The organism is Marinococcus halotolerans DSM 16375 (assembly GCF_000420725.1).
Taxonomy (GTDB): Bacteria; Bacillota; Bacilli; order Bacillales; family Marinococcaceae; genus Marinococcus; species Marinococcus halotolerans.
The window spans coordinates 34917-48161 of sequence record NZ_ATVM01000005.1; the positions used below are offsets into that span (position 1 = coordinate 34917).

Sequence of the window (13245 nt, forward strand, 5' to 3'; positions counted from 1 at the left end):
CTGATGCGGCTTTTTGGTTAAAGCGGTTTTTAAAAATACAATTACTTTTGTGTCATCGGGTCTATAACGGGTATAATGATAAACAGGAATGCAAAGGGAAGGAGTTATGGAATGAAACGGATTGGAGTATTAACTAGTGGGGGAGATTCTCCGGGAATGAATGCAGCCATACGCGCTGTCGTTCGGAAGGCAATTTATCACGATCTTGAAGTTTACGGGGTTCAGTACGGTTATGCCGGTCTGATCGAAGGCGATATCGAAAAAATGGAGCTTGGCGACGTAGGGGATATCATCCACCGCGGTGGAACGAAGCTGTACACCGCCCGCTGCGAAGAGTTCCGTACACCCGAAGGACGCCAGAAGGCTGTGGATCAGCTGAACGCAAGAGGCATTGAAGCATTGGTTGTCATAGGCGGCGATGGATCTTTCCGTGGCGCTGAAAAATTGACAGAGCTGGGTTATCCGACGATTGGTGTGCCGGGAACAATCGACAATGATATTCCTGGAACGGACTACACAATCGGCTTTGATACAGCGCTGAACACAGTCATTGACGCTATTGATAAAATCCGTGATACCGCCACTTCACATGAGCGTACATACGTGATTGAAGTAATGGGCAGAGATGCCGGTGACCTCGCTCTCTGGTCCGGGCTCGCCGACGGTGCAGAGACGATTCTTATTCCTGAGGAAGAGTATGATATGGACCAGGTAGTAAGCCGTCTCCGCCGCGGTCACGCGAGGGGCAAAAAACACAGCATCATCATTATTGCTGAAGGCGTGGGAAGCGGAACAGAATTCGGCCAAAAAATTCAGGAAACGACGAACCTTGAAACAAGGGTGACAGTACTTGGCCACATCCAGCGCGGAGGATCTCCGACCGGATTTGACCGTGTGCTCGCAAGCCGGCTCGGAGCAAGAGCTGTGGAGCTTCTTTTAAACGGTAAAGAAGGACGTATGGTCGGCATTGAAAAAAATGAGATTGTGGATAAATCCATTCCGGAAGTGCTTAAGCAAAAGCATCAGGTAGACTCCGGCATGTATAAATTATCTCAGGAACTGTCAATTTAATTCCGTGGCTGAGGCAGTGTCACGGATGAAAAGTTTCTATGGTACAATAAACTAGGATTTTAGAGAGAGAACAGGAGGAAAATCATGCGAAAAACAAAAATTGTATGTACGATAGGACCGGCAAGTGAAGCGCCGGAAACGCTTGAAAAATTAATTGAAAATGGCATGAACGTAGCGAGGCTCAACTTTTCCCACGGGGACTTTGATGAGCATCAGGCCCGGATTGACAGCATACGTGAAGTTTCTGCCCGCCTGAAGAAAAATGTCGCTATTCTGTTGGACACAAAGGGTCCGGAAGTACGGACTCATACGATGGAAGGCGGCGCCATCCAGCTCGAAAAAGGACAGTCGCTGATCATCAGCACAGAAGAAGTCGTAGGGACAACTGAAAAAATCTCTGTCACCCACGATGGCCTGACAGACGATATGGAAGTCGGCAAAAAAATCCTTCTCGATGATGGACTGATTGAGCTTGAAGTAACCGGTATTGAGGACAAGGAAGTTCATACGAAAGTGCTGAATAACGGCGAACTGAAAAATAAAAAAGGCGTTAACCTTCCGAACGTGAAGGTCAATCTGCCAGGCATAACAGAAAAAGATGCGGATGACATCGAATTTGGCATCAGAAACAACGTCGATTTTATTGCCGCTTCGTTTGTGCGCCGGGCCTCTGATGTTTTGGAAATCCGGGAACTCCTGGAAAAACACGGAGCAGAAGATACGTTCATCGTGCCTAAAATTGAAAATCAGGAAGGCATCGACAACGTCGAGGAAATTCTTGAAGTGTCCGACGGATTGATGGTGGCACGCGGAGATATGGGCGTTGAAATTCCGCCGGAAGAAGTACCGCTCGTACAAAAGCGTCTGATTAAACGCTGTAACTTCCTGGCCAAGCCGGTCATTACAGCTACACAGATGCTCGATTCCATGCAGCACAACCCGCGTCCAACCCGCGCTGAAGCAAGTGACGTGGCAAACGCCATTTTCGATGGTACAGATGCTATCATGCTTTCCGGGGAAACAGCAGCCGGAGACTATCCTGTGGAATCTGTGGAAACAATGAGCAACATCGCACTTAGAGCAGAGTCATCCCTGCAGTACCGCAATACGCTTGATGAGAAAACAAAAGAAAGCAAGCCTTCCATCACCAACTCCATCGGGCAGTCGGTAGCCTATACAGCCCATTCATTGAATGCTTCGGCGATTCTAACTGCCACCGAAAGCGGGTACACCGCACGCATTGTTTCAAAATACCGTCCGGAATCACCGATCATTGCGGTTACAAGTAATGAACGTGTTTATCGTCGTCTCGCTTTGATCTGGGGCGTTCAGGGTCTGCTTGGCACGAAATCCAGCACTACCGATGAAATGCTTGACGTAACAGTAAGCAAAGCTCTGTCCGAAGAGCTCGTCAACCGCGGGGATCTTGTAGTTATTTCTGCCGGAGTACCTGTAGGTGAAACAGGAACGACTAACCTGATGAAGGTCCATGTGATCGGTGAAACGGTTGCAAAAGGACAGGGCATCGGCCGCTACACTGCATCAGGGCGAGTAGTCGTTGCAGGCAGTGCAGAAGAAGCAAATGCCAAAATGACAGAGGGCGCAGTGCTCGTCACCCAGGCGACGGATAAAGACATGATGCCGGCTGTGGAAAAAGCGCTGGCTGTGGTGACAGAAGAAGGCGGTTTAACCTCCCATGCTGCTGTTGTAGGTCTGAATCTGGGCATCCCTGTAGTAGTGGGTGTGGAAGAAGCCAGAAGCTTGTTTGAAGACGGCGAGGAAATTACCGTCGACGCTTCAAGAGGCGACATTTACCGGGGACATGCAAGTGTACTGTAAGAAACGCTGAGCCCTGTCTTATGGCCTGGTAATGCTGAGACGATGCAGAGCTCTGGGTAAAACTTTAAATGAAAGGGGGCGGGCAGATGGCTAAATGGTTTTTATTACTGCTGATTATTGTACCGGCCGCAGAAGTAGGAGTGTTAATATTGTCCGGCAACACGATTGGCATATGGCCGACAATTGCACTCATTATTGCGACCGGGCTGCTTGGAGCCTGGCTTGCGAAACGGGAAGGCCTGCAGGTGTTCCGTACGCTGCAGATGCAGACGCAGCGGGGGGAGATGCCTGGAGATATTGTTCTGGACGGGGTATGTATTCTTGTTGGCGGCACGCTGCTGCTCACCCCGGGCTTTATTACAGACGCTCTCGGCTTCAGCCTGTTAATCCCGTGGTCAAGAAGAGGGATGAAAGCTGTTTTAAAGAAATGGTTTAAAAAGATGGTGGATAACGGGAATATAAGAGTGATGGGACGCAGGTGGTAAGCCTGCTCCCGATTGAAACTTCTGAAAACTTTCCGGACGCACATGACATGAAATTGTCAAATGTGGTAGGATTATTAGGAGCGTTTAATTTGGAAGGATGACCATGCATTGTTATCGCAAGCCTCAGTTTTTTTACTTATACTGCTTGCGGTGGGGATTTTCGCAAAGAACCAGTCATTAATTATAGCTGTCGCTGCTTTAATCGTTATTAAATGGACAGGGCTGGGCGATAAAATATTTCCGTTTATGCAGGCAAAAGGCATTGAAATTGCTGTTACTATTTTGACATTTGCGGTTCTGGTTCCTATTGCTACCGGGGACATCGGCTTTCGCCAGCTTGGCGAAGCAGTTCGTTCTTATTATGCATGGATCGCGCTCGCCTCAGGTATCCTGGTGGCACTGATTGCCAAGGGAGGCGTGGAGCTCCTTCAGACAGATCCGCATATTACTACCGCACTTGTACTTGGTACCATTTTAGCAGTAGCTCTGTTTAACGGTATAGCCGTCGGGCCTCTTATCGGGGCCGGCATCGCTTATATTGCGATGAGAGCCGTGGAGTGGTTTTCCTCTCTCGGCGGATAGGCGGCTGAATGACAGCCGGAGGCATCTCCGGCTGCTTAAACAGGGAAAAGGTCATTATTGTGTACACAATTGAATGCGCTATACCTCCAAAAAGTGGCAGTACAATGGGTTTTTATGTCAAAAACAGACCAACCGTTCTGTTTTCGAAGCGTATGTTTTGTTAAATGGAAAATGTAAGCATTTTCTTCAGTACATACGTTATACTTTTTGAATTAAAGGAGAGATTGTGTAATGAGTTCAACTCGTGGTTTAGAAGGCGTTGTAGCTACTACTTCCAGTGTCAGCTCCATTGTTGATGATGTGTTAAAGTACCAGGGATATCATATTGATGACCTGACAGAACATGCATCTTTTGAAGAAGTTATTTATCTGCTTTGGTACGGAGAACTCCCAACTAAAGAAGAATATAACAATTTTCGCCAGTCGCTCATGGATAATATGAGCGTGCCGGACGAAGTCTTTGATTATATGAAAAACTATCCTGTCGATAAAGTACGGCCTATGGCAGCTCTTCGGACTGCAGTTTCCCAGTTGAGCTTATACGACAGTGAAGCTGATGACATGAGCGAAGAAGCAAACCAGCATAAAGCTGTGCGTCTGCAGGCACAAATTCTATCTCTCGTCACAGGTTTTGCAAGAATTCGAAAAGGAAAAGATCCAATCAAGCCTGATCCTGCACTAAGCTTTTCTGCAAACTTTTTGTATATGCTAAACGGAGAAGAGCCGGATGAAACGTCCATCAAAGCATTCAATAAAGCAATGATCCTGCACGCCGATCATGAGCTGAATGCCTCTACGTTTACTGCGCGTGTCTGTGTGGCCACCCTTTCTGATATGTACTCCGGAGTAACAGCTGCCATCGGAGCACTAAAAGGGCCCCTGCACGGCGGTGCCAACGAGCGCGTGATGGAAATGCTTACGGATATCGGTACGCCGGAAAATGTAGACAGTCATGTGCAGAAGCTTCTCGACAATAAAGAAAAGATTATGGGATTCGGCCACCGGGTATATAAAACCGGAGATCCACGTGCTAAGCATTTGCGCGAAATGTCCCGCCAGCTGACAGAGGTGACCGGGGAATCAAAATGGTATGATATGTCGATGAAAGTCGAAGAAAAAATTGAAAACGAAAAAGGACTTCTGCCGAACGTGGACTTCTTTTCAGCGTCTGTGTACCACAGTCTCGGCATCGACCACGACTTGTTCACACCAATTTTTGCCGTCAGCCGCACATCCGGATGGATTGCCCATATTCTTGAACAGTATGAAAACAATCGTTTAATCCGTCCGCGTGCAGAATACGTCGGTCCGGAAAATAAAACGTACGTTTCTCTTGAAGAACGGTAGGCTGGAATGTAAATAGCGGAAAGCGGTAATTCGTTTTCCGGTCCCTGCTTAGCCAGCGTTCCGGGCATAAAATTATGCCCGGGTAAAAAAAGAAAAGTTGATCACATTAAAGGAGGATTTATTCATGTCTAATGGAGAAAAAATTCAAACTAATAATGGTAACTTAACGGTGCCAAACGAACCAATTATTCCTTATATCGAAGGGGACGGCATCGGCCCGGACATCTGGGCTGCAGCAGAGAAAGTTCTGGATGCAGCTGTAGAAAAAGCTTATAACGGTGAAAAGAAAATTCACTGGAAAGAGATCCTTGTAGGTCAGAAAGCTTATGACAAAACAGGCGAGTGGCTCCCAGAAGAATCCCTGGATGCTATCCGTGAATACTTAATCGCTATTAAAGGCCCGCTTACGACTCCTATTGGCGGAGGAATCCGTTCCCTGAACGTAGCACTGCGCCAGAAGCTTGACCTGTTTACGTGCCTGCGCCCGGTACAGCACTTTACAGGCGTACCTTCCCCGGTAAAGCGTCCGGAAGATGTTAACATGGTGATTTTCCGTGAGAACACTGAGGATATTTATGCCGGTATCGAATTCCAAGAAGGCACAGATGAAGTGAAAAAAGTAATCGACTTCCTGCAAAATGAAATGGGCTCCGAAAACATTCGTTTCCCTGAAACGTCCGGCATCGGCGTAAAACCTGTTTCAAGAGAAGGTACTGAGCGTCTCGTGCGTGCGTCTATTCAATACGCACTGGATGAAGGTCGTGAAAGTGTGACCCTCGTACACAAGGGTAATATTATGAAGTTCACCGAAGGCTCCTTCAAAAACTGGGGTTACGACCTTGCAGAGCGCGAATTCGGCGATAAAGTATTCACGTGGCGCGAATACGATGAAATCGTAGAAAAAGAAGGCAAGGAAGCAGGAAATGCTGCTCAGGATAAAGCGGTAAGCGAAGGCAAAATCATCGTAAAAGATGCTATTGCAGACATCTTCCTGCAGCAGATTCTGACACGTCCGAAAGAGTTCGATGTGGTAGCCACTATGAACTTGAACGGAGACTATGTTTCCGACGCCCTCGCTGCACAGGTTGGCGGCATTGGTATCGCGCCGGGCGCCAACATCAACTATGAGACAGGACACGCTATTTTCGAAGCTACGCACGGTACAGCGCCAAAATATGCCGGCCTGGACAAAGTAAATCCATCTTCTGTGATTCTGTCCGGTGAACTGCTTCTTCGTCATCTTGGCTGGAATGAAGCGGCTGAGCTTGTGCTTCAATCCATGGACAAAACCATCGGAAGCAAAGTCGTTACCTATGACTTCGCACGTCTGATGGACGGAGCAAAAGAAGTGAAGTGCTCCGAGTTCGGTGACGCTCTAATCAGCAATATGTAATCCAATCAATTGATAGGAGATGAGCATGCATGGCTATTACGCGCAGAAAAGTTTCAGTTATAGGAGGCGGCTTTACAGGTGCTACTACGGCTCTTATGGTTGCCCAGAAAGAGCTCGGGGATGTAGTGCTTGTAGATGTCCCGGACAATGAAGGACCGACAAAAGGGAAAGCACTCGATATGCTCGAGTCGACTCCGGTAAACGGCTCGGATGTTAATGTGACCGGCACCTCGGATTACGCTGATACAGCTGGCTCGGACATTGTCGTGATTACAGCAGGTATTGCAAGAAAGCCGGGGATGAGCCGGGATGATCTGATTAATACAAATGCAAAAATCATGAAATCTGTCACAAAAGAAATTGTGAAGCATTCACCGGAATGCATTATTGTGGTGCTCACGAACCCGGCAGATGCAATGACTTATGCGGTATATAAAGAATCTGGCTTCCCTAAAAACCGTGTTATCGGCCAGTCCGGGGTGCTCGATACGGCACGCTTCCGTACGTTTGTCGCCCAGGAAACCGGCATATCTGTGGAAGACATCCAGGGCTTCGTTCTTGGTGGCCACGGAGATGACATGGTACCGCTGATCCGTTACTCGAACGCTGGCGGAGTGCCGCTGACGAAGCTCATATCCCAGGAACGTATTGACGCCATTATTGAACGCACACGCAAGGGCGGAGGAGAAATTGTGCAGCTTCTTGGTAATGGAAGCGCCTATTACGCACCGGCCGCCGCTCTTACGGAAATGGTTGAAGCGATTTTGAAGGATAAAAAGCGCGTGCTCCCATCTATTGCTTATCTTGAAGGCGAATATGGATATAATGATCTTTACCTCGGGGTACCGACCATTCTTGGCGGCAACGGGCTGGAAAAGATTATCGAGCTCGAGCTGACAGAGGAAGAACAAAATCAATTGAATACTTCTGCTGATTCTGTTCGTGATGTCATGAAGGCCTTACCGAACGATTAAAGAAGTACTGTGGGCTGCCTGTATCATACAGGCAGCTTTTTTTTGCCTGCAGGCGAAAAGCGATAAACATTGAGCTGTGCTGCCAGCTTATAGTATGATGAATGTGACAGATGCAGCAGCTCGGGAAAATAATCAGGGCCAAGGGGGGCGCTGAGAGGCGGAGGGTTCATATGGCAACAAGGTTGTTGGTAGTAGACGATGAAGAATCTATCGTAACGCTGTTAAAATACAATCTCGAGCAGTCGGGATACACGGTGGATACCGCTTATGACGGCGTGGAAGCACTCCGGAAAGCACAGCAGGTAACGTACGATTTAATTGTGCTCGATCTGATGATTCCAGAGATCGACGGCCTCGAAGTTTGCCGGAAAATCCGGACAGAAAAGATTCAGGTCCCAATTTTAATGCTGACTGCAAAAGACGAAGAATTTGATAAAGTGCTCGGTCTTGAACTTGGAGCCGATGATTATATGACAAAGCCGTTCAGCCCGCGCGAGCTGGTTGCCCGTGTCAAGGCGATTATGCGCAGAGTGGACTATTCCGGGCAGGAAACGGAAATGGAAAAAATAGAAAGTAAAACCATCGGTCACTTAACAGTGTATCCGGAAAATTATGAAGCATACGTGAAAGAAGAAGCGCTTGAGCTGACCCCGAAGGAATTTGAACTACTCGTCTATTTAATTAATCATAAAGGGCGGGTGCTTACGCGGGACCAGCTATTGAATGCAGTATGGAATTACGAATTTGTCGGAGACACGAGAATTGTCGATGTACATATTAGTCATCTGCGTGAAAAAATTGAACCGAATACGAAAAAACCGGTATACATCAAAACGGTCCGTGGTCTTGGCTATAAATTTGAGGAGCCAGCGCCTGCATGAAACGATTCCGTACCCGCCTGATTGTAGCTCTAATGGCGATTATTTTAATCGTTTTGACCGTCGTGGGGCTTGTGATCGGGCAGATTGTCCGTTCTCTTTATGTGGATGAGCTCGAAAACAGTCTGGAAAGAGAGGCGAACCTTTCCGCCTCTATTGCTGAAGAGCGGGATGAAGGAAACTGGGAAGCACTGGCACAGAATATAAGCAGCCAGCTGGATGTCCGCGTGACAATTTTGAATGAAACCGGCGAAGTTATTGGAGAAACGGAAGCTGAATCAGAGGAACTCGACAATCATTTCGGGCGTCCGGAAATAGAGGATGCCCGTGAAAGCGGAGAAGGAAGTAACATCCGGTACAGTAATACGCTGGAGGCGGAGCTTCTATATTACGCAGTCCCTTTTTCGTATGAAAATAATACGTATTATATGCGGCTTGCGATTCCAGTGGAGCAGATCAATGCGACCAACTGGCTGATTTGGGGGACGTTAATTGGCAGCTTCGCTATCGCGCTTCTAATCATTTTATACATTACAACAAAAGTGACAAACCAATTGACCAAACCGATCACTCAGGCTACTAATACAGCCAATGAACTGGCTAAAGGAAATTTCAGCGCCCGGGCTTACGGGGGCGCGCAGGACGAAGTCGGTCAGCTGACCCGGTCAATCAACGTGCTCGCATTTAATCTTGAAAGCGTGACAAAGGAAAACCAGGAGCAGCAGGAGAGGCTCGAAACGCTGATCAATACGATGGAAAGCGGACTGGTGTTTATAAACAGCCGCGGGGAAATTACGTTGATGAATGCCTACTGCGCCCGGATTTTTGAGGAAGATACAAGTCAGTGGCTCGATTTGCTGTACTATGAAGCGATTGATGAGAAAGAAATCATTAAGCTTATCCAGAAGATATTCTTAACGGAGAGCCGGTCGAGTGCCACTGTGCAGATGCTCCATGAACTTGAGGTGCGTTTTTTCCACGTTTATGGTGCTCCGGTGCTGGGGGAAAAAGACGAGCTGCGTGGCATTGTGCTTGTCCTGCATGACATTACAGAGTTGAAAAAGCTCGAGGAAGTGCGCAAAGATTTTGTCGCAAACGTGTCACACGAATTAAAAACGCCGGTGACCTCAGTAAAAGGCTTTACCGAAACGCTCCTGGACGGAGCGATGCATGACGAAGCATTAAGCAGGCAGTTTCTGGACATCATTTGGAAAGAAAGCGACCGGCTGCAGGATTTGATCAGTGATCTGCTGGAGCTTTCAAGAATTGAACAGGATTATTTTGAATTGAGCCGGGCACGGTTCGATGTGAGCAGTACCACAGCAGAAGCTGTTCGCCTGCTTGAGCCTAAAGCGATTGATAAGCATTTGCTGCTTACTTCGCGTGTGGACGCAGAAATTTATATGGACGGGGACGAAGCCCGGTTAAAGCAGATCATTATCAATCTGGTCAATAATGCCATTATTTACACAAAAGAGGGCGGGGAAGTGCAGGTCCGTTTGTTTAAGGAAGCAGAGGAAGTAGTGCTTGAAGTGGAAGACAACGGCATCGGCATCAGCCCCGAGCAGCTGCCGCGTATTTTTGAGCGGTTCTATCGTGTTGATAGAGCGAGAAGCCGTGGCTCGGGCGGCACCGGACTCGGTCTTGCCATTGTTAAGCATCTGACGGATGCTCATGGCGGCCGTATCGAAGTGAACAGCACCAGGGACGAAGGGACAGTATTCACATTGCGTTTTCCTGTGGAAAGACAGCCCGGGGAGGAAGAATTTACAAATTCTTAATCTCCGGTAAACGACCTGTTTACATTTTTGTTATAACATAGTGGTTGAACGGGTTTTCATCCGCTGTTGGTTTTTGCAGCGGGCTGCATCCCTTTGGAACGAAAGCACCCCTTGGCTTTCGTTCTTTTTTTATGCTTTTTTCAGGTAGACATTCTGACGCTGTCCGTGGTGTATGATAAAATATAACGATGAACGTGAAAGCCCGCTTAAGGATGTACATAAGAAGCCGGTTCGGCTTTTTGTAATAAGGAGGACAATAATTTGAGTAAACTAGTGTTAATGGATGGAAACAGTATTGCTTACCGGGCATTTTTTGCCCTCCCTCTTTTAAATAACGATAAAGGCGTGTACACAAATGCCATTTACGGCTTTACCACCATGCTTCTAAAAATTCTGGAGGACGAGGACCCAAGTCATGTGCTCGTGGCCTTTGATGCCGGAAAAACAACCTTCCGTCACGATACTTACAGCGAATATAAATCCGGACGGGAAAAAACTCCCTCTGAGTTGTCTGAACAGCTTCCAGTCATCCGTGAAGTGCTGGACGTTTTTAAAGTCCCTTATATCGAAAAGGAAAACTATGAAGCAGATGATATTATCGGTACGCTCTCGAAACAGGCCGAGGACGAAAACTGGGATGTGCGCATCTATACTGGTGACCGTGACCTGCTGCAGCTGGTCAGCCCCCACGTCCACGTTTCCTTTATTAAAAAAGGAATAACGAATACCGAGCTGTACGACCCGGATGCCATTCAGGAACGATATGGCCTTACTCCTATTCAGATTACCGATATGAAGGGACTTATGGGAGACAGCTCGGATAATATTCCGGGCGTGCCCGGCATCGGGGAAAAGACGGCATTGAAGCTGTTGCAGGAGTATGGATCTGTTGATAAAGTACTGGAATCCATTGATAAAATCTCCGGAAAAAAGATGAAAGAACGACTCGAAGAAAACAAGGAACAGGCGAGAATGAGTAAAGAACTCGCTGTCATTTACCGGGACACGCCGCTTGATTTGGAGCTTCAGCAATTAAAGCATGAGGAATATGACGTAAAAGAGGTAACAGATCTTTTCCGCGAGCTGGAGTTTCAAACGCTATTGAACAAGTTTGATGACGTAGATGAAGCGCAGCAGACTTTCGACGAGCTGGCATACAAACATGTGACAGATGTGCAGGAGGATATACTCGTCTCCCCGTCAGCCCTGGTGGTGGAAGTGCCGGAAGAAAATTATCACCACGGGAGCATCTGGGGCGTAGCGGTTATTAACGAAACCGGCCGGTATTTTATTTCCACAGAAGACGCACTGCAGAGTGAAGCGTTCCAGGCCTGGGCTAAAGACGAGTCCAAAGAGAAATATACGTTTGATACAAAGCGGGCTGTCGTTGCGCTTGGCTGGAAAGGTGTAGAACTCCGGGGCATCACTCATGATACGCTGATCGCCTCCTATTTGATTGACCCATCCGTATCTTCACATCACGTGTCTGATATAGCGAAGCGCCGGAATCTGCAGGTGGTGGATACCGATGAAGCTGTTTACGGCAAAGGTGCCAAACGCACGAAGCCGGAGGAAAATGCACTGGCAGAGCATCTGATCCGCAAAGGTGAAGCTGTCTACCGGCTGCAGGGAAAAATTGAAGAGGACTTAAAGCAGAACGAGCAGCTAGAACTGTTTAGAGAACTGGAAATGCCGCTGTCGCTAGTACTCGGACAAATGGAGACCCAGGGTATCTGTGTGGATCGTTCGCAGCTTGAGACGATCGGTGATGAACTGGACGGCCGTCTCGCAGAGCTTGAAAAAGAAATATACAAACAGGCCGGACGTGAATTTAATATTAACTCGCCAAAGCAGCTTGGGCCGATTCTGTTCGAAGAGCTGGGGCTGCCTGCCATTAAGAAAACGAAAACCGGCTACTCCACCTCGGCGGATGTGCTCGAAAAACTCAGTGACCAGCATGAAATTATTCCGAGTCTGCTGTTGTACCGCCAGATTTCGAAGCTGCGCTCCACGTATATTGAAGGGCTTTTAAAAGTTATTCACCCAACTACAGGTAAAATTCATACGATGTTTAACCAGGCGATTACGCAGACAGGACGGCTGAGTTCGACGGAGCCGAATCTGCAGAACATTCCGATCCGCCTTGAAGAAGGCCGGCGCATCCGGAAAGCGTTCATTCCTTCTGAATCCGGGTGGTCTATTTTATCGGCAGACTATTCGCAGATTGAGCTTCGGGTACTCGCTCATATCGCAGACGATGAGGGTCTCAAGGAAGCCTTTCAAAACAATATGGATATTCATACAAAAACAGCGATGGATGTGTTTGGCGTCGAACAGGAGGATGTCACATCAAACATGCGCAGAAGTGCCAAAGCCGTGAACTTCGGGATTGTGTACGGAATCTCGGACTACGGGCTTTCACAGAGTCTTGGCATTACGCGAAACGAAGCGAAAGAATTTATTGAAAGCTATTTAAAAAGCTACCCTAACGTGCAGAATTATATGAATGAAATTAAAGATGAAGCCAGGCGCGACGGGTTTGTGACCACACTTCTGCACCGCCGCAGGTATCTGCCCGACATGAACAGCCGCAACTTTAACCAGCGCAGCTTTGCAGAAAGAACTGCCATGAATACTCCTATTCAGGGAACTGCAGCTGATATTATTAAAAAAGCGATGGTGGATGTAAGCAAAGCCCTTGAAGAAAAAGGTCTGAGCAGCCGGCTGCTCCTGCAGGTACACGACGAATTAATTTTCGAAGTGCCGGAAAACGAAGTTGAAACCATGCAGGAGCTTGTGCCGGAGCTGATGGAGAAGACAATTGAACTGTCGGTGCCTTTAAAAGCAGATGTGGCACAGGGGCCGACATGGTATGATGCGAAATAAGGAGAGAAA

General features: G+C 47.8%; 10 protein-coding genes. All 10 read left to right on the forward strand.

Annotated elements, in window-relative coordinates:
- Positions 1-111 precede the first annotated feature (111 nt).
- The 10 genes from pfkA (at position 112) to polA (ending at position 13236) form a co-directional block, all read left to right on the forward strand.
- Positions 112-1071: a 6-phosphofructokinase gene (gene pfkA / locus G548_RS0105245; RefSeq protein ID WP_022793100.1), complete on the forward strand. Its 960-nt coding sequence runs from the start codon at positions 112-114 to the stop codon at positions 1069-1071.
- A gap of 84 nt (positions 1072-1155) precedes the next feature.
- Entirely contained in the window at positions 1156-2910 is a 1755-nt protein-coding gene (gene pyk, locus G548_RS0105250) for a pyruvate kinase (RefSeq protein ID WP_022793101.1), read from the forward strand.
- Between the two features lie 86 nt (positions 2911-2996).
- Positions 2997-3395 carry an FxsA family protein gene (locus tag G548_RS0105255; RefSeq protein ID WP_022793102.1) on the forward strand — a complete coding sequence of 133 codons (399 nt, stop codon included), beginning with the start codon at positions 2997-2999 and terminating at the stop codon, positions 3393-3395.
- Positions 3396-3503: 108 nt separating this feature from the next.
- Entirely contained in the window at positions 3504-3977 is a 474-nt protein-coding gene (locus G548_RS0105260; protein WP_022793103.1) for a DUF441 domain-containing protein, read from the forward strand.
- A gap of 231 nt (positions 3978-4208) precedes the next feature.
- Complete coding sequence (citZ, locus tag G548_RS0105265) at positions 4209-5324, forward strand: citrate synthase (protein ID WP_022793104.1); 1116 nt, start codon at positions 4209-4211, stop codon at positions 5322-5324.
- A gap of 124 nt (positions 5325-5448) precedes the next feature.
- The gene (gene icd / locus G548_RS0105270; RefSeq protein ID WP_022793105.1) at positions 5449-6717 is read left to right on the forward strand and encodes an NADP-dependent isocitrate dehydrogenase; all 1269 of its coding nucleotides are present in this window, start codon (positions 5449-5451) and stop codon (positions 6715-6717) included.
- Positions 6718-6746: 29 nt separating this feature from the next.
- The gene (gene mdh, locus G548_RS0105275) at positions 6747-7691 is read left to right on the forward strand and encodes a malate dehydrogenase (protein WP_022793106.1); all 945 of its coding nucleotides are present in this window, start codon (positions 6747-6749) and stop codon (positions 7689-7691) included.
- A gap of 170 nt (positions 7692-7861) precedes the next feature.
- The gene (locus G548_RS0105280; RefSeq protein WP_022793107.1) at positions 7862-8572 is read left to right on the forward strand and encodes a response regulator transcription factor; all 711 of its coding nucleotides are present in this window, start codon (positions 7862-7864) and stop codon (positions 8570-8572) included.
- The gene (gene pnpS, locus G548_RS0105285) at positions 8569-10350 is read left to right on the forward strand and encodes a two-component system histidine kinase PnpS (protein WP_022793108.1); all 1782 of its coding nucleotides are present in this window, start codon (positions 8569-8571) and stop codon (positions 10348-10350) included. The genes G548_RS0105280 and pnpS overlap by 4 nt, the downstream gene beginning before the upstream one ends.
- Positions 10351-10611: 261 nt before the next feature.
- Positions 10612-13236: a DNA polymerase I gene (gene polA / locus G548_RS0105290; RefSeq protein ID WP_022793109.1), complete on the forward strand. Its 2625-nt coding sequence runs from the start codon at positions 10612-10614 to the stop codon at positions 13234-13236.
- Positions 13237-13245: the final 9 nt, after the last annotated feature.